The sequence below is a fragment of the Pseudarthrobacter enclensis genome (assembly GCF_030811655.1).
Lineage (GTDB): Bacteria > Actinomycetota > Actinomycetes > Actinomycetales > Micrococcaceae > Arthrobacter > Arthrobacter enclensis_A.
In genome coordinates this window covers 74,370-93,733 of the sequence record NZ_JAUSRE010000020.1, presented here as the reverse complement: position 1 = coordinate 93,733, position 19,364 = coordinate 74,370, and the positions used below count along the sequence as shown (strand labels likewise).

At 68.5% G+C, this 19,364-nt stretch carries 19 protein-coding genes; 11 read left to right on the top strand and 8 right to left on the bottom strand.

Annotated features, from left to right (window positions below; all coding sequences use genetic code 11):
- Positions 1 to 185 precede the first annotated feature (185 nt).
- Entirely contained in the window at positions 186 to 908 is a 723-nt protein-coding gene (locus tag J2X98_RS17365; RefSeq protein WP_141940314.1) for a VIT1/CCC1 transporter family protein, read from the bottom strand.
- A gap of 182 nt (positions 909 to 1,090) precedes the next feature.
- On the opposite strand from J2X98_RS17365, the gene J2X98_RS17360 reads away from it, so the two are divergent.
- A complete protein-coding gene (locus J2X98_RS17360; protein ID WP_307310659.1) occupies positions 1,091 to 2,452 on the top strand; it encodes a phenylacetate--CoA ligase family protein in 1,362 nt (453 codons plus the stop codon).
- 58 nt (positions 2,453 to 2,510) lie between these two features.
- Here J2X98_RS17360 and J2X98_RS17355 read toward each other — a convergent pair whose 3' ends face one another.
- Positions 2,511 to 2,768 carry a hypothetical protein gene (locus tag J2X98_RS17355; protein WP_307310657.1) on the bottom strand — a complete coding sequence of 86 codons (258 nt, stop codon included), beginning with the start codon at positions 2,766 to 2,768 and terminating at the stop codon, positions 2,511 to 2,513.
- 299 nt (positions 2,769 to 3,067) lie between these two features.
- Here J2X98_RS17355 and J2X98_RS17350 point away from each other — a divergent pair, with 299 nt between their 5' ends.
- Positions 3,068 to 3,427 (top strand): hypothetical protein, encoded by a 360-nt coding sequence (locus J2X98_RS17350; RefSeq protein WP_307310655.1) that lies wholly within the window; start codon positions 3,068 to 3,070, stop codon positions 3,425 to 3,427.
- Positions 3,428 to 3,466: 39 nt separating this feature from the next.
- Here the strand turns inward: J2X98_RS17350 and J2X98_RS17345 are convergent, their stop codons facing one another.
- Positions 3,467 to 5,152 (bottom strand): alkaline phosphatase family protein, encoded by a 1,686-nt coding sequence (locus J2X98_RS17345; protein WP_307310653.1) that lies wholly within the window; start codon positions 5,150 to 5,152, stop codon positions 3,467 to 3,469.
- 1 nt (position 5,153) lies between these two features.
- The gene (locus tag J2X98_RS17340; protein WP_307310651.1) at positions 5,154 to 6,338 is read right to left on the bottom strand and encodes an alkaline phosphatase family protein; all 1,185 of its coding nucleotides are present in this window, start codon (positions 6,336 to 6,338) and stop codon (positions 5,154 to 5,156) included.
- A 310-nt stretch (positions 6,339 to 6,648) separates the two neighbouring features.
- Here J2X98_RS17340 and J2X98_RS17335 point away from each other — a divergent pair, with 310 nt between their 5' ends.
- Genes J2X98_RS17335 through J2X98_RS17295 form a run of 9 tightly spaced genes read left to right on the top strand, consistent with a single transcriptional unit; the run spans position 6,649 to position 15,697 of the window.
- Positions 6,649 to 7,005, top strand: a complete 357-nt coding sequence (locus J2X98_RS17335) for an SPW repeat domain-containing protein (RefSeq protein WP_141940318.1) — start codon at positions 6,649 to 6,651, stop codon at positions 7,003 to 7,005.
- Positions 7,006 to 7,020: 15 nt separating this feature from the next.
- Positions 7,021 to 7,368 (top strand): CU044_2847 family protein, encoded by a 348-nt coding sequence (locus J2X98_RS17330; RefSeq protein ID WP_141940319.1) that lies wholly within the window; start codon positions 7,021 to 7,023, stop codon positions 7,366 to 7,368.
- 5 nt (positions 7,369 to 7,373) lie between these two features.
- Complete coding sequence (locus J2X98_RS17325; RefSeq protein WP_307310693.1) at positions 7,374 to 8,714, top strand: phosphoribosyltransferase family protein; 1,341 nt, start codon at positions 7,374 to 7,376, stop codon at positions 8,712 to 8,714.
- Positions 8,711 to 10,054, top strand: a complete 1,344-nt coding sequence (locus tag J2X98_RS17320) for an erythromycin esterase family protein (protein ID WP_307310646.1) — start codon at positions 8,711 to 8,713, stop codon at positions 10,052 to 10,054. Before J2X98_RS17325 ends, J2X98_RS17320 begins: the two co-directional genes overlap by 4 nt.
- Before the next feature lie 19 nt (positions 10,055 to 10,073).
- Positions 10,074 to 11,924, top strand: coding sequence for an acetate--CoA ligase (gene acsA, locus J2X98_RS17315; RefSeq protein WP_307310644.1), 1,851 nt, complete (start codon positions 10,074 to 10,076; stop codon positions 11,922 to 11,924).
- Positions 11,921 to 12,988 carry a pyruvate dehydrogenase (acetyl-transferring) E1 component subunit alpha gene (gene pdhA, locus J2X98_RS17310; protein WP_141940322.1) on the top strand — a complete coding sequence of 356 codons (1,068 nt, stop codon included), beginning with the start codon at positions 11,921 to 11,923 and terminating at the stop codon, positions 12,986 to 12,988. Before acsA ends, pdhA begins: the two co-directional genes overlap by 4 nt.
- Positions 12,985 to 13,965: an alpha-ketoacid dehydrogenase subunit beta gene (locus J2X98_RS17305; protein ID WP_141940323.1), complete on the top strand. Its 981-nt coding sequence runs from the start codon at positions 12,985 to 12,987 to the stop codon at positions 13,963 to 13,965. Before pdhA ends, J2X98_RS17305 begins: the two co-directional genes overlap by 4 nt.
- Positions 13,958 to 15,415, top strand: a complete 1,458-nt coding sequence (locus J2X98_RS17300) for a dihydrolipoamide acetyltransferase family protein (protein ID WP_307310637.1) — start codon at positions 13,958 to 13,960, stop codon at positions 15,413 to 15,415. The genes J2X98_RS17305 and J2X98_RS17300 overlap by 8 nt, the downstream gene beginning before the upstream one ends.
- Positions 15,416 to 15,454: 39 nt before the next feature.
- The gene (locus J2X98_RS17295; protein ID WP_141940325.1) at positions 15,455 to 15,697 is read left to right on the top strand and encodes an acyl carrier protein; all 243 of its coding nucleotides are present in this window, start codon (positions 15,455 to 15,457) and stop codon (positions 15,695 to 15,697) included.
- A 5-nt stretch (positions 15,698 to 15,702) separates the two neighbouring features.
- Here J2X98_RS17295 and J2X98_RS17290 read toward each other — a convergent pair whose 3' ends face one another.
- From J2X98_RS17290 to J2X98_RS17275, 4 genes are all read right to left on the bottom strand, one after another.
- Complete coding sequence (locus J2X98_RS17290; protein ID WP_307310691.1) at positions 15,703 to 16,980, bottom strand: MFS transporter; 1,278 nt, start codon at positions 16,978 to 16,980, stop codon at positions 15,703 to 15,705.
- A 140-nt stretch (positions 16,981 to 17,120) separates the two neighbouring features.
- Positions 17,121 to 18,521, bottom strand: coding sequence for an MBL fold metallo-hydrolase (locus J2X98_RS17285; protein ID WP_307310634.1), 1,401 nt, complete (start codon positions 18,519 to 18,521; stop codon positions 17,121 to 17,123).
- 110 nt (positions 18,522 to 18,631) lie between these two features.
- Positions 18,632 to 18,994: a thioredoxin gene (gene trxA / locus J2X98_RS17280; RefSeq protein ID WP_141940327.1), complete on the bottom strand. Its 363-nt coding sequence runs from the start codon at positions 18,992 to 18,994 to the stop codon at positions 18,632 to 18,634.
- A 61-nt stretch (positions 18,995 to 19,055) separates the two neighbouring features.
- Positions 19,056 to 19,352, bottom strand: a complete 297-nt coding sequence (locus J2X98_RS17275) for a rhodanese-like domain-containing protein (RefSeq protein ID WP_141940328.1) — start codon at positions 19,350 to 19,352, stop codon at positions 19,056 to 19,058.
- Positions 19,353 to 19,364: the final 12 nt, after the last annotated feature.

Here is a 19,364-nt window from a genome sequence, read left to right as displayed (position 1 = left end):
CACCACGGCCCCTGGGGGCAGCGGTTGTGTGCCCCACCCTACGCGCGCAGGATCCTGATGTGAAGAGGTTTGGCTGCGTCTGGGAATTGGCTGGGAGCACGCAGTGCCCGGGCTCGGAAACGGCGTTACGCCGTCATACCTTTTGCCGCCTGGAGGGTGAGCAGTCAGCGGGTCGCGGCCGAGGGTCAGGCGATTCCCGTGGTGCCCAGCAGGCTTCCCACCGCGAAGGTGAAGGCCATGGCCAGCGCACCGCCCACCACGAGGCGCAGAGTGGCCTTGCGCTTGGAGCTGCCGCCGATCTTGGCGCTGACAGTACCGGTCAGGGCGAGCGCCAGAATGACGGCGACGAACGTGACCGGGATACGGGCCTGTTCGGGCGGGAAGATGATGGCCAGCATGGGCAGGATGGCGCCGACGGTGAAGGCGATGGCGGAGGCGAATGCGGCATGCCAGGGACTGACCACTTCCTCTTCGTCAATGTTCAGTTCCGCGGACAGGTGCGCCTTCAGCGCGTCCTTCGCGGTCAGCTCTTCGGCCACGGTCCGTGCGGTGGCTTCGCTGAGGCCCTTGGCCTGGTAGATGTGGGCAAGTTCTTCGAGTTCGCCCTCCGGGTCATCCCTGAGTTCCTGGCGTTCCTTCTCAATGAGGGCCCGCTGGCTGTCGCTCTGGCTGCTCACGGACACGTATTCGCCGAGGGCCATGGACACCGCACCGCCCACCACCGCGGCGGTGCCCGCCACCAGGATGGGTGCAAGGTCGTTGGTCACGCCCGCGACGCCCACCACTGTGGCCGCCACGGAGACGATGCCGTCGTTGGCGCCCAGGACGCCGGCGCGCAGCCAGTTCAGGCGCGCTGCCACGCTGCTGTCGTGCGGCTCGTTGCGGCTCAGCTTGAGAGTTTCAGACATGCTGGCAGTAAACCACCGCGGGATTCCCTTCGCCACGAAGGTTTGCATCCCCTAACAGCCGCGGCCGGAGAGGGGGCGTCAGGCCGGGGCGTGGACTTTGGTCCGCGGGAGCCGACTTTCGGCCCTTGCTGTGGCGTGCCTGCCCGCAAGAAGCTGGAAGCGTTCCCATTGAAGGATCTGCCATGGACGTCCGCATCCTCTCGCAGGTGCTGTACCTGCGGGCAACGTGGCGCCAAAGGGACGGGTGGGACGCCGCCCGCATCGCCGCCCACCAGGAACAGGCGCTGCACCGGCTTCGCGCCGCCACCTATGCCGGATCGGAGTTTTACCGCCGCCGGCATGCCGGACTGCATGACGCGCCGCTCACAGAGTTGCCGCCCGTTACCAAAGCGGAGTTGATGGAGAACTTTGACGAAGCGGTTACCACCCCGGACTTGAGGCTGGCCGATCTCGAAGCCCATCTGCGCTTCCTCACCCAAAGCGGAGGTGACCCCGCCCGGCCGTTCAGGGGGCGATGGCGGGTTGCCGCGACAGCCGGGACCTCCGGGCGGCGGGGAATTTTTGTCTGGAACCGCTCCGAGTGGGCGTCCGTCCTGGCATCGTACGCCCGCGTCAATGATTGGGCGGCCGTCGCCACCGTCCCCGGTAAACCTGTGAAAATGGCGCTGGTCAGTTCCCGGGTGCCCACCCACCAGTCCGCCATCGTCGGTGCATCCCTGGCCTCACGCTTCGTGCCGACGCTGCGCCTCGACGTCACCGCGCCCATCGACGAAACCGTCAGCGCCTTGAATGCCTTCCAGCCCCGGGTGCTGGTGGGCTACGCCTCGGCCTTGAGGCCGCTGGCGGCCGAACAACGGGAGGGACGGCTGCACATCGCACCCGCGGGCGTCATGTCGGCCTCCGAAGTACTTACTGCCCAGGCGGCGGCGGAGATGCAGGACGCCTGGGGAAGTGCACCGTTCGACATATACGCCGCCACCGAAACGGCCGGGATCGCCTCGCCCTGCGTTTACCGCAACCGGCATGTCTACGAGGATCTGGTCATCGTGGAGCCCGTGGACCGCGGCGGCAGCCCGGTCCCGCCGGGAACAACCGGCGCGAAACTGCTGGTGACCGTGCTGTTCTCCCGTACCCTGCCGCTGATCCGCTACGAAATGTCGGACACCGTCCGCTTGGACGGGCGTGGCTGCCCCTGCGGCCGGTCCTTCAGCCTCTTGGAGGACATTGAAGGCCGCATGGAGGACGTCCTCCAACTGCCGGGCAGGAAGGGCAGTGCCAGCATCCACCCCAACGTGTTCCACGCCGCGCTCGACGACGTGGCCACCTCAGGCTGGCAGGTCATCCAGGACCCTTCCGGCCTGCGCGTCCTCGTCGCTGGGATCACGCCCGGGCATACCACGGCCGGCATCCGGGCGGCAGTGGCAGCAGCACTAGCCGGGGCAGGAGCGTCACCGCTTCCGATTGACGTGCAGGTGGTGGATCGGCTCGAACGGACTGCCTTGGGTAAGGCGCCCTTCGTCCGGGCACTGCGGCCACGGGCATGACCATGAACTATAGACACAGCCAGGGCTCACCCCGGGACCGGGCTCTCCTGCTCCGGAATCATGCAACGGCCGGGTAGCTGCTGAGAATGTAGTCGGCCGCGGCGGGGCCGGTCATCCGCAGCCCGGAGTCCCGGATGTCCACGCCGCAGCGCAGCATTCCGGCACGGAAGGCCTGGTCCGGTTTGGGGGTCAGTCCGTGGAGTTCCGCCCAACTGACGTAAAGGCCGTAAAGGCAGTCGGGGCCGAGGCGTGAGTCGCCGGAGGGATCGGGGGTGGTTGCTTCATTCAGGAATTGCTGGAAATGCGAGGCGGACATGCCCATGCTCTTTCGCTCTTGCATAATATGCTGCCGTTCGGCTACAGCAGCTGCTCCCGCTGGGCCTTTGCAGAAGGGCCCGGGAGGGCGGGCGTGGCGCCCGTCACATCCCCAAATTTACCCGTGAGTAGGAGTGAAGTTCAACGGGGCCGGGCCGGCACTGCGGCCCACCGCTTTCAACGTGTTTATACGCGTGCCTATCGTGACGGTCCTTTGGTGGTGAGCAGAGTCCCTTGGGCAGGCGGCACCGGTCCGTTTGCGCGCACTTGCAAGGAAGCAAGGGAGAGGGGACGACGGCGATGGACACCTACGGCAATGACCTGACCGGCGGGGCGAGAGCAGGCAGGCGGACGTTCGGAATAGAGGAGGAACTGCTCCTGGTGGATCCGGCCAACGGGGAGGCCGTGCCCATGGCCCGCGGGTTGCTGAACCCCGTGGGCGTCAGGGTGGCCGCGCTGGGCACCTCACCGCTGCCCGCCAACCCGCACCCCGTGCAGCTGCGGCGGTTCAAGGCCATGGCGGAGGAATACGGGCTGACGGCACGCGAACAGCTCGCAGACGGCACCGGCGCAGTCCGCCAGCTGGAGGTGCTGCCCCGCACCGGGGACCTGCAGCGGGTGGCGGAGGACGCCGCGAACTCCACGGTGGCCGGGTCCTGAGCCACCCAACCAACCCAGGGACCAACCCTGGGGCCACGCTCAGTACGTGGTGGCGTTGGGCAGGATCAACGGCGGCAGCGGTGCCTGGTTGAAGTCGAAGGATTTGGCCAGGTCGCCCAGCTGCGGGTTGGCTTCGCGGACATCCGGGCGGGGATCCGGCCGGCCATCGGTGGCGGGATCGATGCGCTCGCCGCCCAGGAAGTCGTCCTCAATGAACTTGAAGTAGGCGTCCTGGCTGAGGACCTGGTGGTCGATGTACCCCTTCCTGGCGTAAGGACTGATGACCAGGGCCGGGACGCGCAGCCCGTAGCCGTTGTTGTCCACCACCGGCGGGGTTTCGTGGTCGTAGAACCCGCCCCAGTCGTCCCAGTTGAGGAAGATGGCGGTGCTGTTCCAGTCCGGCCCGCTCATGACCGCGTTGATCAGCCCTGCCACGTACGCCTGGCCGGTGCTGATCTTGGCTGGGGGATGTTCGCTGACCTTGTCCGTGGGCGACACCCAGGTGACGGCGGGCAGCGTGCCTTTCCGCGCGGCGTCGTAGAACCCGCTCAACGGCTGGACGTTGCCCTGTTCGCCATCCTCCTTGACCGTGTCGAAGTACAGCAGCGGATTCCACAGGCCCGGGGTTTTTGCGTCCTGCTTGACCGGATCACAGGTGGCGGCATCGTTGCGGCAGTCTGGTTCGGTCCCGTTGAACACGTAGTAGGCCCAGGACACCTGATGCTTGTGGAGCAGGAATGTCAGGTCCGTCCAGGCGTAGTCCGGCAGGTCCAGCTTCTTGGCAGCCTCGGTGAGCTTCTTCTTCAGGTCCGGAGACACGGGCGCCGCATCCACTGCCGCCTGGCAGACCGCGTATGAATCGGTGGGCTTGCAGCTGGTGCCGATCAGCTGGTCGATCTGCGCCGCGAGGGCCGGATCGATGTCGGCGGCTTCCAGCGCCTCCCGGCAGGGGTCCAGGTCCATTCCGGCCTGGCACTGTCCGATCAGGGTGTTCTTGATCATCTGCGGCTCCGGGACCGGGTCCGGGTCCTGCAGGGCGTTTACGCACGACGTCGGGTCCCCGGCCTTGCTGCACTTGGCCGACCACTCAGAGACCAGATACAGGTGCGCCGGCAGGCTCCAGGAAGCCGCGGAGGCGAACATGTGGTCCTGGAGGGTGAAGTTCTGCGCGTAGGTCCAGTAGTTGGGCAGGTCCCGCCCGTCGTGGTATCCCATCACATCATTGGGCATGTTGTCGGTGTACTGGCATTTGGCGCTGCCGGCGCCGCAGCCGGACAGGCCTTTCTCCGCCTGGGCCACGAATCCGTCCATGGCCCCGCCGTTGATGTCCATCGTGGCGTCGGTATGGCTGTGTGGTCCGCCGGCATTGCTGTCCGCGGAGTTGTAGAAGGGCTTGGTGCAGCCGCCGTCGGCAGGGTCGGGAAGGCACACGGCAGGCGTCCCGTCCTTCATGGGGATCCCGTCAGCGCCCGGGTAGGTTCCGAAATAGCTGTCGAAGGACCTGTTTTCCTGGGTGATGATCACCACGTGCTTGATCTTGCCGATCCCGGTGCCGGAATCCGGCTCCCCTGCGGGGACGGCCGGTGGCACCGTGGCGGGCGATGGTGATGCGGGGAGGCCGGCGTGAAAGGCCGTGGGAAGGACGACGGCAAGGAGTACCAAAGCGAGCACTGCCGCACCTGCCAGCACGGCGGCCCGCCGTCGTCCGTTCTGCCATAACTTCACGTCAGGACTCCTTACGGTAAACGTCGTCGCCAAAGGTATTGACGCCCGGGTCGCCGGCCAGCCCCAGGCGGGGGAGGTGGAACAAGTCCTCGATGGTGGCCAGCAGGCTGTAGTGGTTGTACGGAGTGGTCGAGGAGGTACCCGTCTTGCCGAACGGGGACAGGACCAGCGCGCCCACCTGTCCTCCTGCCGTTCCACCCGCCGGGGCGCTGCCCGGATCGGTGGAATCCGTTTCGTTGCCCTCGGCCTCGTCGAAAGTGATCACCAGCATCCCGTCCTGCTTGTAGGCGGGCGAAGACAGAATGGCCGGCACCTGCTCCTTAAGCCAGCTGTCCGCCGCCGCCAGGCCACCCTCGGAGCCGTCGATGCAGGTGTTGTCATGCCCGTCATGGCACAGGTTGGGCGAGATGTAGGCCAGGTTGGGGGTGGTGGCCACGGTTTTCAGGTCGTCATGGAGCGCGGAGAAGTTGACCACGTTCGCCGCGCAGTCCGGAGACGACGTGATGGACCGGAAGTACACGAAGGGGTTGTGGTGCGTGGAATACTGCTCCTCCGGGGTGGCCTTGATGTGGTCATCCGCCTCGCCCAGGACCGGATGCTCGCACGGCTGCTGCATGTCCTCCATGTAGCCCTTCCACGTCTTGCCCTGCGCGGTGAGCTGCCCGGCCAGGGTCTGGGTGTCCTGGGGGTAGACACAGCCGTCGCCCTGCAGAGCGCCGTCCGGGTCGGTGCCAGTGGCGATGAATTCCGTATAGGTATGGCAGTCGCCCACCGTGCTGTCGTTGGGGCGCTGTCCGGAGATCTGGGCCAGGTAGTTGGGCAGTGAGTTGTGGGCCACGCCGTAGTAGTTCTTCAGCAGCACGCCTTTCTTGCGAAGCGTGCCGGACAGGTACGGGGCCGCGGAGTTGTCCCCCCAAACACTGGAGTATCCCTTGTTCTCCAGATTGATCACGAAAATGTGCCGTGGGGTCCCGGCTGCCTTTGCTGAGTCCGCGGGTTTGGTGCCGGTGCCCGCCCCGGCGGTGGAGCTTGGGGATGCCTCGCTGCCAGGCGGCGTGGTTTCACCCTGCGTCGGTGGGGCGCTGGCGGACGGGGCCGGCGAGGGCCGGGGAGCAGGGGGCTGGCAGGCGACCAGCCCGGTCAGCACCAGGGCCAGCATGGGGAGCGCCGCAAGTGACGGCAGCACGCGCCCCGGGGAGCGCCACCGCCTTCTGGCGGATGGGCGGCCTGGTCTCTGGTTCACGCGCGGCCCCTGCTGTCCGATACCGAAAATTTACGTCCCAGCGTTGGCCACACTCTTGCATACCGGAACCCCGTTTTGCAGGGGGAGAAGCTGTGAGTTGGCAGTGAATCGGGGCAGTGCCACACGCCCTTGGCCGTAGGTCTTTCTGCCCTACAAGGTCCGTGCCGGCAGGCGTTGACTTATATCGCGGGAACCCAAGGCCCGCCGGGCGGAGCCGCACTGGGCGGCCGCCTGAACCAGAAAGGAAAGTTCAGTGAAGAAGTGGTATCGGTGGCAGGACTACGCAACGGTTGCCGCCGGACTCTTTACCGCGGTGGCGGTCCTGTTCACGCGGCAGCAAAACATGTCCACCACCCTCATGCTCGTCTTCGGCGGGCTCCTGGTGGTCAGTGGCATCATCAACCTGGCCATGCCGGGAACACCGGCCATGGAATACGTGCAGGCCATCCTCGCAGCAGGACTGGTCCTCTCGCCATGGCTCGGTTCGTACACGGGCGCGACAGGCGCCGCCTGGACGTCTTGGATCGCAGGGGCGGTGGCACTGGTGGTAACAGCGGTGGCCATTAAACCCAGCACCGACGTCCGCCGGACCTACCGCGTCTCGCATTAGCAAAGGGAATCCGCCATGACCGAAGTGCTGCGCTACGAAGTGGGATCCGGCACCGTGCTCGTCGAGGCCGCCGATGACAGCTACGGCGTGGACCATCCGGCGCGGAACGAGCAGGGGATCCTGGACACGGGACGGCGGCTGGAGGACGCGCTTGCCAGCGTCCGCCCGGCGGCCCGCGCGGCACTGGAGGCCATGGCGGAACTTACCCCCGAACACATCGAGATCGAGTTCGGGGTAAAGCTTGCGGGGGACGCAGGGGCGGTGATTGCCAGGAGCAGTTCTGATGCCCACTTCGTCCTCCGCATGTCCTGGGCTCCCGCGGCGGCTGTCCCGCCCGGTGAAGAAATCACGCATGGCGGGTGACGGTGATGGTTGTTTTTCATGACAGGTCCGACGCCGGGCGGCGGCTGGGCAAACGGCTCGCCGCCCTGCGCGGACGGGACGTGGTGGTGCTGGGCCTGCCCCGTGGCGGTGTTCCCGTGGCATTCGAGGTGGCAAAGGCCCTGGACGCGCCGCTGGACGTAATTGTGGTCCGGAAACTGGGGGTTCCCTTCCAGCCGGAGGTGGCCATGGGGGCCATCGGGGAAGGCAACGTCCGGGTCCTGGATCCGCGCACCATCTCAATGGCCCGCGTGTCCCAGGAAGACCTGCAGCAGGTGGAACGGCAGGAACGGGCCCTGCTGGAAAGCAGGGTGGCCCGGTTCCGCCAGGGACGCCCGCGCATTGATCTTGCCGGCCGCACGGTGGTCATTGTGGATGACGGCATTGCCACGGGCTCCACCGCCAGGGCAGCCTGCCAGGTGGCCCGCCACCTCGGCGCGGCGAAGGTGATCCTCGCTGTGCCTGTTGCCCCCGCCCGGACCATCGTGGAGCTTAAGGAGCCGGACGACGTCGTCTGCCTCCTCTCGCCCCAGGAATTCCAGGCGGTGGGCTACTACTACCACGACTTTTCGCCCACGGAGGATGGTGAGGTGGTGCAGCTTCTGGACGCCGCCGCCTCTCCGCCGTCCCCACGGGGTGCGGAAGGCGGCGACGGGAGCCTGGAGGATGAGGTGGAAATCCCGTCAGGAATGGCCGTGCTGCGGGGCAGCCTCTACCTGCCGGCCAGGTGCGACGGAACCGTCCTCTTCGCCCACGGCAGCGGCAGCAGCCGGCACAGCCCGCGCAACCGCTTCGTGGCCTCCGTACTGCACGGCGCAGGCCTGGGCACCCTGCTCCTTGACCTGCTCACTCCGGAGGAGGAGGTCAACCGCGCCAACGTGTTCGACATCGGCCTGCTGGCGCAGCGGCTTTCCTCCGCGACCCACTGGCTGGAAGCGCGCCATGACGGCTCCGCCGGGCGGATCGGCTACTTCGGGGCCAGCACCGGCGCAGCGGCGGCGCTGTGGGCCGCCGCCGAGCCGGGAGCCCAGATAGCCGCCGTGGTTTCCCGCGGCGGACGGCCCGATCTTGCCGGCCCCCGGCTCGCCGCCGTAAGGGCCCCCACGCTCCTGATCGTAGGCGGCGCCGATACCCAGGTGCTGGCCCTCAACCGCCAGGCGATGGCCAGCATGCAGGCACCCACCCGGCTGGAGATCGTCCCCGGCGCCACCCACCTCTTCGAGGAACCGGGCACCCTTGCCACGGCGGCCACCCTTGCCGCGGACTGGTTCCGGCACTACCTCCTGCCGGCACCGGTGGGGCGGTCCATGCCGGAGGCCAAGGGATGAACGCCTCCCGCGACACCGGCGGCCGGTGGGCCGAGCCCCCCGCCGAACGTGCTGCCGAAGCCGCCCAGATCCGCAGCCTCGCCCACCCGCTCGCCACCGCTGACGACCTGGAACCCCTCGTCCGCCTCGCTGCCCCGGCCCGCTTCGTCTGCCTGGGCGAGGCATCGCACGGCACCCGGGAGTACTACCACTGGCGGGCCCTGCTCAGCCGGCGGCTCATTGAGGAGTACGGCTTCACCTGGATCGGCGTGGAGGGCGACTGGCCGGACTGCTGGCGCATCAACCGCTGGGTCAGGGGGGAAACCGGCCAGGACATGGACGCCCGCCAACTGCTGGCCGGTTTTGAACGTTGGCCCACCTGGATGTGGGCCAACCAGGAGGTGGCCGAATTCCTTGAGTGGCTCCGGAAATGGAACCTGCGCCTGCCGGAACACCAGCGGACGGGCTTCTATGGCCTTGACGTGTACTCGCTCTGGGATTCACTGCGGGAAATCTTCTCGTGGCTGGAGGAGAACGCCAGCGAGGCGCTTCCGGCGGCGCTGCACGCGTGGCACTGCTTCATCCCGTTCCGCGAGGACCCGCAGCGGTATGCCCTGAGCAACCGTCTTGTGCCGCAGTCCTGTGAAGCGGACGTGGTGGCACTGCTGGCCGAAGTACGGCGGCGGACACTGCACCGGATGCAGGACGACCCGGCCGCCTTCGACGCCATCCAGAACGCCATCGTGGCCACCAACGCCGAACGCTACTACCGCACCATGGTGCGCGGCGACCAACAGTCCTGGAACATCCGCGACCACCACATGAGTGACACCATCGACCGGCTCGCCCGGCACCACGGGCCGGAATCGAAGGGCCTGGTGTGGGCGCACAACACGCACGTGGGGGACGCCCGGGCCACGGACATGGCCCGCGACGGCATGGTCAACATCGGCCAGCTGGTCCGCCAGCGGCACCCTGGCGAGGTGGTACTGGCCGGGTTCGCCTCCTACGCCGGGTCAGTCACCGCCGCCGAGTCCTGGGGCTCCCCGGAATGGGTGATGGACGTTCCGGCCGCTGTCCACGGAAGCCACGAGGAGCTCCTCAATGAGGCGCTTCGGGAGCCGGCGGTCCTGGTGTTCGGCCCGGACAGGACCGGGCCGTGGCTGGAGTCCTGGCGCGGCCACCGGGCTATCGGGGTGGTGTACAACCCGCACCGGGAGAGGGGCAACTACGTGCCCACCCGGATGGGGGAACGCTACGACGCACTGTTCTGGCATCCGCGGACCGAGTCGTTGCGGCCGCTGCACCACGAATACCAGCCCGGTGAACCCGAGCTGGAGACCGAGCCCACGGGCTTCTAGCCATGACCGGAGGAGCGCCATGACCACAGGAGTTGAGGGTTCCACCCGCTGGCCTGCCATCACCAAGAACGTGGCCGCCTTCCCGGTGCAGCCAAACCTGCTGGACTACGACGCCGCGCGCAGGGACTTCAGCTGGGACCAGGCGCGGCAGGCGCTGGCCGGGTTGCCGGGCGGCCGGGGCCTGAACATCGGTTACGAGGCCGTGGACCGCCACGTGGCGGAAGGCCGCGGCGCCAAGGAGGCGCTGCGCTTCGTAAGGGCCGACGGCGGCACCCGGTCCCTGAGCTACGGTGACCTTGCGGAGGCGTCCGGGAGGTTCGCCTCAGTGCTGCGGAGCCTGGGCGTGGGGCGCGGCGAACGCGTGTTCTCGCTGCTGGGCCGCAGCCCGGAGCTGTATGTGGCGGTCCTTGGCACCTTCAAGAACGGCAGCGTCTTCTGCCCGCTCTTTTCCGCCTTCGGTCCCGAACCCGTGCGGCAGCGGCTGCACCTGGGGAGCGGGCGGGTGCTGGTGACCACAAGGGCGCTGTACCGCAGGAAGGTGGCGCCCGTGCGGGACTCCCTTCCGGACCTCCGCCACGTCCTGCTCGTGGACGCGGACGGCGGCGGGGAACATGTACCCGCCGAACCCGGAACCCTGGACCTGGCAGCGCTCCTGTCCCAGGTGGACCCCGTCGAGGAGATCGCGGACACCCAGCCGGAGGACATGGCTCTGCTGCACTTCACCAGCGGCACCACCGGCACCCCGAAAGGCGCCATCCACGTCCATGATGCCGTGGCCGCACACTACGCCACGGGCCGCTTCGCGCTGGACCTGCACCCGGACGACGTCTACTGGTGCACTGCGGATCCGGGCTGGGTGACCGGGACGTCCTACGGCATCATCGCGCCGCTGGTGCACGGGGTCACCGCCATTGTGGATGAGGAGGAACTGGACGCGGACCGCTGGTACCGGATCCTCGCCGGGCAGCACGTCACCATCTGGTACACCGCACCCACGGCGCTGCGGATGCTCATGAAGGCCGGCGCGGAGCGCGCTGCGGGGCATGACCTCTCCGCGCTGCGGTTCATCGCCAGCGTGGGGGAACCGTTGAACCCGGAGGCCGTGGTGTGGGGCCAGGAGGTCCTGGGCCTGCCCGTGCATGACAACTGGTGGCAGACCGAAACCGGCGGAATCATGATCGCCAACTATCCGGCCATGGACATCCGGCCCGGTTCCATGGGCCGCCCGCTGCCGGGCATCGAGGCGGCGCTTGTGGCGCGGGACGCCGACGGCAAGGCGGTCATCAATGACGGCCAGGCTGTCCTGGTCACCGACCCGGACACCATGGGGGAGCTGGCGCTGCGCCCCGGCTGGCCGTCCATGTTCCGCGGCTACCTCAACGAGGAGGAGCGGTACCGCCGCTGCTTCGCGGGCGGCTGGTACCTGACGGGGGACCTGGCAAAGCGCGACGGCGACGGCTACTTCTGGTTCGTTGGCCGCGGCGACGACGTCATCAAGTCCTCCGGCCACCTGATCGGCCCCTTTGAAGTGGAGAGCTGCCTCATGGAGCACCCGGCCGTGGCCGAGGCAGGAGTGATCGGGGTGCCCGACCCCGTGGCCGGCGAAGTGGTCAAGGCCTTCGTGGAACTCAAGGCCGGCCATGAGCCCAGCGAGGACCTCCAGTTGGACATCATCGGCTTCGCACGGAAACGGCTGGGCGCCGCGGTGGCACCCCGGCTGCTGGACTTCACCACCACCCTGCCCAAGACCCGCAGCGGCAAGATCCTCCGCCGGCTGCTGAAAGCCCGTGAGCTCGGGCTGCCGGAAGGCGATACCTCCACCCTGGAATCCCCGGCAGCGCCGGCCGCGGCAAGGCAGGACCGGCCATGACCGGCCTCAAGAACCAGGGCGTCCCGGACGCCGGACATGCCCTGCACCTCCTGCGGCAGATGCTGCGGGTGCGCCGGCTGGAGGAAAAGTGCATCGAGCTCTACAGCGCGGCCAAGATCCGCGGTTTCCTGCACGTCTACATCGGCGAGGAAGCCGTGGCCGCGGGGGTCATGGAAACTCTGGCACCCGATGACGCCGTGGTGGCCACCTACCGCGAACACGGGCACGCCCTCCTCCGCGGCGTCTCGGCGGGAGCCATCCTGGCCGAAATGTACGGCCATGCCGAGGGCTGCTGCAGGGGCCGCGGCGGTTCCATGCACCTGTTCGACGCCGCCACCCGCTTTTACGGCGGAAACGCGATCGTGGCCGGCGGCCTGCCACTCGCCGTCGGGCTGGCACTCGCGGACCGGATGGCCGGGCGCCAACGGGTGACCGTGTGCTTCTTCGGCGAAGGCGCGGTGGCCGAAGGGGAGTTCCACGAAAGCATGAACCTGGCCGCGCTGTGGCAGCTGCCGGTGCTGTTCTGCTGCGAGAACAACCTCTACGCGATGGGAACCGCCCTGGGCCGCTCCGAATCCCAGACGGACATCGCGCTCAAGGCCGCCGCGTACGAGATCCCTGCGTGGGCGGTGGACGGCATGGACGTGCTCGCCGTCGAGGAGGCCGCCCGGCGCGCCGTGGATGCCGTGAGGTCCGGCGGCGGGCCCCACTTCCTGGAACTGCGCACCTACCGCTTCCGCGCCCACTCCATGTTCGATCCCGAGCTGTACCGGGAAAAGTCCGAGGTGGCGCAGTGGATGGAACGCGATCCCATCAGCCTGCTGCAGGGCGCCATGGAGGCGGCGGGACAGCTGCCGGCGGAGGACTGGACCGCGCTGCAGGCGGACGTGGAGGCGGAGATCAGCACCGCCGTCGGATTCGCCGAAAACGGGACGCCGGAACCGGTGTCCGAACTGCTCCGGTTCGTCTACAGCGACCGGCCGGACGACGGCAACGGCGGGACAGGGAATGCAGAGGCGACAGGCAATCCAGAGGCGACAGGGAAAGGCAGGGCAGCAGGATGAAAACCACGTACCGGGAAGCCATGCGCGCGGCCCTCCGCGACGCCATGCAGCGCGACGATCGGGTGTTCCTCATGGGCGAGGACGTGGGCCGGTACGGCGGCAGCTTCGCCGTCAGCCTTGGGCTGCTGGAGGAGTTCGGGCCGGAACGGATCCGCGATACCCCGCTCTCCGAATCCGGCTTCGTGGGAGCCGGGATCGGCGCGGCGCTGGGCGGCATGCGTCCCATCGTCGAAATCATGACCGTCAATTTCAGCCTGCTGGCCCTGGACCAGATCATCAACAACGCCGCCACCTTGCTGCACATGTCCGGCGGCCAGTTCAACGTGCCCATCGTCATCCGGATGACCACCGGCGCGGGCCGGCAGCTGGGCGCGCAGCACTCGCACAGCCTGGAGGGCTGGTACGCGCACATCCCGGGCCTGCGGATCCTGGCCCCGGCCACCCTGGCGGACGCCCGCGGCATGCTGTGGACCTCGCTGCAGGACCCGGACCCCGTGCTGATTTTCGAGCACGGCTCGCTGTACAACGTGGCGGGGGAGATCGACGACGACGCCGGCGCGGTGGACATCGCCAAGGCCGCGGTCCTGCGGCACGGGGACGCCCTGACGCTCATCACGTATGGCGGGACGCTGCCCATGGTGCTGGACGCCGCGGAACAGCTGGCCGGCGAGGGCATCGAGGCCGAGGTGATCGACCTGCGGAGCCTCCGCCCGCTCGATGAACACACCATCCTGGACAGCGTGGCCAGGACGCACCGGGCCGAGGTGGTGGACGAGGGCTGGCGCAGCGGCAGCATCTCCGCGGAGATCACGGCCAGGATCGCGGAGAAGGCCTTCTACGACCTGGACGCGCCGGTGGAGCGGGTGTGCAGCGCAGAGGTCCCCGTCCCGTACGCCAAGCACCTGGAGCAGGCAGCGCTGCCGTCGGTGGAGCGGATCATGGCCGGCGCCCGAAGGGCCGTGGGCGCCGGTGGCTGAGTTCCGGATGCCGTCCCTGGGCGCGGATATGGAGCACGGCAAGGTGGTGGAGTGGCTGGTCAAACCCGGGGACTACATCCACAAGGGCGACCTGGTGGCCGCCGTGGACACCGACAAGACCGTCATGGATATCGAGTCGTTCCAGGAGGGCGTGCTGGCCGAGTTCCTGGTGGACATCGGCGACACCGTGGACGTGGGCACCCCCATCGCCCGGATCACCGCCACCCCCGCCGAAGTCCCGCCCCCCTCGAAAGCGCCGCCACCCGAACCGCCGCCCGCCCCACACCCGCGTGCCGCGGGCGGCCTTCCGGAGCCGGGCGCAAAGGTCCCGCCGCCGGTCCGGCACCTTGCGCACACGCTGGGGGTCGACGTCGGACGCATCAGCGGCAGCGGTCCCGGCGGCGAAGTGACCAGGGCCGACGTCGAACGCGCGGCGGCTCCGTCCGTCACCGGGGCGCCTCCACGCAAGGAGGAAGAGCAGCCCGAAGCCCGCCCCACACCCGCCGAAACGCGCCGCGTCCGGTCCTCGCCGCTGGCCCGGCGCCTGGCCGCGGAACTTGGCGTGGACCTTCAGGGCATCGCGGGCACTGGCCCCGGGGGAGCGGTGACCGAGGACGACGTGCTCTCTGCCGTCCCGCCCAGGGGGCAGCCGGCCGCCCCGGTTAGCGCGGAGAAGCCGGCGGAAGCACCGCCGTCGGAAGCCGCGGAACCATCGGAACCAGCAGCACCGGAACACGTGGAGCCGCAGGAAGCGCCCCGGCGCGGCCGCAGGGAAGCCGGCAGCAAGGCGGAGAGCCTGCGGCAGGCCATCGGGGCCCTGATGTCCCGGTCCAAGAAGGACATCCCGCACTACTACCTCTCCACCACCCTGGATCTCGCGGCAGCGATGGCGTGGATGCAGGCCGCCAACCAGCAGCGGCCGGTCTCAGCGCGGCTGGTGCCGTCCGCCCTGCTGCTGAAGGCCACCGCGCTCGCGGCCAAGGAGGTGCCGGACATGAACGGCTTCTTCGCCAAGGGTGCCTTCCAACCCAGCAGCGCGGTGCACCTGGGCGTGGCGGTGGCCCTGCGGCACGGCGGCCTGGTGGCCCCTGCCCTGCACGACGCCGACACCCTGACCCTCGATGAGCTCATGGACCAGCTCCGCGACCTGGTGGCCCGCGCCAGGGCGGGCCGCCTGCAGCGTGCGGAGATGGCGGACCCCACCATCACCGTCACCAACCTGGGCGATCTCGGCGTCGAAAGCGTGTACGGGGTGATCTATCCGCCGCAGGTGGCCATGGTGGGCTTCGGCAAGGTCCTGGAACAGCCGTGGGCGCACAACGGGATGCTCGGCATCCGGCAGGCGGCCATCGCCACGCTGTCCGCGGACCACCGGGTGAGCGACGGGCTGCGCGGCGGACGTTTCCTGGGCCGCATCGACGAACTGCTGCAGGCACCGGACAGGCTGTGAGCCGCCCGTGACCATTGGACCCGTGAACGAGGAGGAGCCGTGAACGAACAGGACGCGCGCCAGGCGGTGGAGTCGGCGATCGGGAAAGTAGCCCCCGACGTCGAACCCGAAGACCTGGCCCCCGGGGCACGGCTGCGCCAGGACCTGGAACTGGACTCGCTGGACTTCCTCCGCCTGGTGGAGGTCATCGCGGAGAGCACCGGCGTGGATATCCCGGAAGCCGACTATCCCGCCGTGGCCACCGTGGACGGGTTGGTCACGTATGTCGCCGGGCACGGATAGAGGATCTATCCCGCCGTGTGGTCATTCCCGCGCATCCTGACGGCGACCACCACGCCGGAGGCCGCGGTGAGGACCCCGACGGCGGCGATCGCGGTGGGGATCCCGTACAGGTCGGCGAGGACGCCGGAGAGGAGGGCACCCACGGCGAATCCGCCGTCGCGCCAAAGCCGGTAGACCCCCACTGAGCGGGCCCGCCAGGTGGGGTGGGCGACATCGCCGATGGCGGCCAGCAGGGTGGGGTAGACCATGGCGGTACCGAGGCCCAGCACGACGGCGGCGGCGAGCCAGGGCCCGAAGCCGTGCGCTGAGGCGATGATTGCCAGGGCGCCTGCCTGGACCAGCATGCCGGCCGCGATGAACCATTTGCGGCCCCACCGGTCGGAGGCCGCGCCGGTCACCAGCTGAGCGGCGCCCCAGGCGGCGGGGTAGGCGGCGGCCAGGATGCCGATCTGGCCAAGGTCCAGCCCGGCACCGGCGAACAGGACCGGGAAGAGGCCCCAGGCCAGGCCGTCGTTGAGGTTGTTGACCAGGCCGGCCTGGCTCGCGGCAGAGAGCGACCGGTCCTTGAAGCTGGTGAGGGTGAAGACCTGGCCGGTGGTGAGGCCGGCATGGGCGGTGCCCCGTCCCTTGGCATGCTGCGCGGCCTCCGCCCTGGCATGGTGGTGGGTTTCCCTCACGGCCAGGACCGTCAGGCCCAGGCCGAGGGCGATGTACGCGGCTCCCAACAGGAAGGGTGCGGGCCGGAGGCCATAGGCCGTGGCGAGGTACCCGGTGGCGAGGGCCGTGACGGCGACGCCCAGGTAGCCGGCTGCCTCGTTAAAGCCCATGGCCAGGCCGCGCTGCTTGGGGCCCACCAGGTCCATTTTCATGATCACGGCGGTGGACCAGGTGAGGCCCTGGCTGACGCCCAGCAGCACGTTGGCTGCCACGATCCAGCCCCAGGACGGGCCGAAGATGAGCATAAGCGGGACCGGCACTGCGGCCAGCCAGCCCGCGATGAGGACGGGCTTGCGGCCGTACCGGTCGGACAACGTCCCGGCGAAGTAGTTCATCGCTGCCTTGGACAGGCCGAAGGCGAGGATGTAGGTCAGCGCACCCGTGTAGAGGTCCAGGTGGAAGGTCCGGGACGCGAGCAGGGGCAGGACGGTGCGTTCCTGCCCCAGGGTGCCGCCTACCAGGGCATTGACGGCAACCAGCAGCATGAACTGCGCCAGGTTTTGCCGCAGGCCCAGCACAGTTGGGGTTGATCCGGCGGTGCGGCGGGGGAGGGTATTGCCCGGCATCGGGTGCTCCGTTCCTGGTGGGGACATCGGGTGTTTCCTGGACATTAAGGTGGCCCGGGCGTGCGGGGGCACGCCCGGGCCGGGATGCCCGGGCAGGAGGGGGGTCATGCCCGGGCGGTCTTGGGGTGGTTCAGCCGTGGTTAGGCTGCGGGGACGCTGTTCCGCCAGGCGTTCCAGCCGGCGTAGCTGCCGTCGAGTTCGACGACGTCGTACCCGGCACGGCGCAGGGCGCTCGCGGCCACGGAGTTCCGTACACCTGACTGGCAGTAGCTCACGATGGTTCCACCGATGGGCAGCTCGTCCAGGTGCCACATGACGCGGCCGCCGCTGAGCTGGTACGAGCCCGGCACGTGTCCCGCCTTGTGCTCGGTCTTGTTGCGGACGTCCAGGACCATGGCGGCGTCGAAGTTGTCGAGTTCTCCGGGCTGGATCAGCTTGGGGGTGAACGTGGGCAGGCCTTCGATGCCGGTCAGGTAGCCGGCCACGTTGTCGATGCCCACGCGGACCAGGTGGTCCCACATGTCCTGGGCCTGTTCCTGGTCCTTGGCCAGGAGCACCAGCGGGTTCTTGTCCGTTTCCGGGTTGACCACCCAGGCGCCGTAGCTGGCAACGGACTTGCCGGCCGGGACGTTCAGGGAGCGCACCACGGTGCCTTCGTGGACCTCACCGTTGGAGCGGGTGTCGATGAAGGTCAGGGTGTCCTCCGCCAGGCCCGCGGCGACGGCGGCGGTGTCCAGCTCCTTCAGCGGGGCACGTTCACCCATCACGTCAGGACCCACGCGGTTTTCGCGCTTCATCCGGCCGAAGTAGGCGTGCGCGTCGGGCTGGCCGTCGAGGAGTTCGTTGATGAAGCCCTGCTCGTCGTTGGCGGCGAGATAGGGGCCCCACCAGGCGTAGAGGCGTTCGTACCCGACGGTTGAGGACGGGATGGCGCCGAGGGCCTTGCCGCAGGCGCTGCCGGCGCCGTGGGCGGGGTGCACCTGGACGTAGTCCGGGAGGGTGAGGAACTTGTCGCGCAGGCTGGCGAAGAGCTGCTTGGCGCCCTCAAAGCGGGTGTCGATGCCGCCGGCGGCTTCATCCAGCAGGTCGGGACGGCCCAGGTCGCCGGAGAACACGAAGTCCCCGGAGAGCAGGTAGCCGGGCTTGTCGCTGAACGCGCCGTCCGTCACCAGGAAGGACAGGTGCTCGGGGGTGTGGCCCGGGGTGTGCACCGCCTTGATGCTGATGTTGCCCAGGGCGATGGTGTCGCCGTCGTAGAGCCGTTCGCCGTCAAACTCGTACTGCCAGTCCGGGCCGCCTTCGCCGGAGACGTAGATCTTGGCGCCGGTGGCGGCGGCGAGCTCGCGGGTGCCGGAGAGGTAGTCGGCGTGGATGTGGGTCTCGGTGACCGCCACGATCTTCATGCCGTTCCTGGCGGCCAGGTCCTGGTAAACGGCGATGTCACGGCGGCCGTCCACCACAATGGCTTCACCCTTGGCCTGGCAGCCGATCAGGTAGCTGGCCTGGGCGAGGTCTTCGTCGTAAATGCGCTCGATAAGCATGTGGTGCTCTCCTTCAGTTGAAAGGGGATTGGGAAGTTGTTCTGAATCCAGTATAGATACCCCGGGGGGTATATCGCAACGAGGGGTATGCGCCCGTTTGGAGCGACAGGTCAGGCGTGCTGGTGCCCGGCTTCGGCGCGCAGCTGGTCCACGTCCAGGTTTTTGACTGCCTGGATGACTTCCTCCAGGCCGGTGGCGTTGAGGGCTCCCGGCTGGGAGAACACCAGGGTCTTGTCCTTGAAAGCCATGAGCGTGGGGATGGCAGTGATGTTCGCTGCTGCGGCCAGCGCCTGCTCGGCTTCAGTGTCCACCTTGGCGAAGGTGATGTCCGGATGGCGTTCCGCGGCCCCGCTGAAAATCGGGGCGAACATGCGGCAGGGGCCGCACCAGGCTGCCCAGAAGTCAACGAAGACGATGTCGTTGTCCTCCAGCGTCTGGGCGAAGGATTGCTGGGTGATGTCGATGGTTGCCATGGTCTGTCGAGTCCTTTCGGGCGAATCTTGTTGGTTTGCCCAGTGCCGCGAGGGGCGGGGCTTAGGTGGTGGGGAGTCCGGCGCGGGTCCAGGCGGTCATGCCGCCGGCCATGGTGTCTGCCTTGTAACCGGCGCCGTTGAGGGCATCGGCGACGGCGGCGCTGCGGTTACCGCTGCGGCAGACGGCGATCACGGGCACGGCCGGGTCAAGCTCACCCAGGCGGGCCTGCAGCTGGCCCATGGGGATGTGCAGGGCGCCGGGGATCATGCCCTCGGCGACCTCAAAGTCCTCGCGGACGTCCAGGATGCGCGCGTTGGAGCGGCGCTGGTCAGTTTCGGTGATGGTGATTTCAGCCATGATGGTTTCTCC

Coding starts and splice junctions, on each gene's coding strand:
- J2X98_RS17365 (WP_141940314.1), bottom strand. CDS start 908: ATGTCTGAAACTCTCAAGCTGAGCCGCAACGAGCCGCACGACAGCAGC.
- J2X98_RS17360 (WP_307310659.1), top strand. CDS start 1,091: ATGGACGTCCGCATCCTCTCGCAGGTGCTGTACCTGCGGGCAACGTGG.
- J2X98_RS17355 (WP_307310657.1), bottom strand. CDS start 2,768: ATGTCCGCCTCGCATTTCCAGCAATTCCTGAATGAAGCAACCACCCCC.
- J2X98_RS17350 (WP_307310655.1), top strand. CDS start 3,068: ATGGACACCTACGGCAATGACCTGACCGGCGGGGCGAGAGCAGGCAGG.
- J2X98_RS17330 (WP_141940319.1), top strand. CDS start 7,021: ATGACCGAAGTGCTGCGCTACGAAGTGGGATCCGGCACCGTGCTCGTC.
- J2X98_RS17325 (WP_307310693.1), top strand. CDS start 7,374: ATGGTTGTTTTTCATGACAGGTCCGACGCCGGGCGGCGGCTGGGCAAA.
- J2X98_RS17320 (WP_307310646.1), top strand. CDS start 8,711: ATGAACGCCTCCCGCGACACCGGCGGCCGGTGGGCCGAGCCCCCCGCC.
- acsA (WP_307310644.1), top strand. CDS start 10,074: ATGACCACAGGAGTTGAGGGTTCCACCCGCTGGCCTGCCATCACCAAG.
- pdhA (WP_141940322.1), top strand. CDS start 11,921: ATGACCGGCCTCAAGAACCAGGGCGTCCCGGACGCCGGACATGCCCTG.
- J2X98_RS17305 (WP_141940323.1), top strand. CDS start 12,985: ATGAAAACCACGTACCGGGAAGCCATGCGCGCGGCCCTCCGCGACGCC.
- J2X98_RS17290 (WP_307310691.1), bottom strand. CDS start 16,980: ATGCCGGGCAATACCCTCCCCCGCCGCACCGCCGGATCAACCCCAACT.
- J2X98_RS17285 (WP_307310634.1), bottom strand. CDS start 18,521: ATGCTTATCGAGCGCATTTACGACGAAGACCTCGCCCAGGCCAGCTAC.
- trxA (WP_141940327.1), bottom strand. CDS start 18,994: ATGGCAACCATCGACATCACCCAGCAATCCTTCGCCCAGACGCTGGAG.
- J2X98_RS17275 (WP_141940328.1), bottom strand. CDS start 19,352: ATGGCTGAAATCACCATCACCGAAACTGACCAGCGCCGCTCCAACGCG.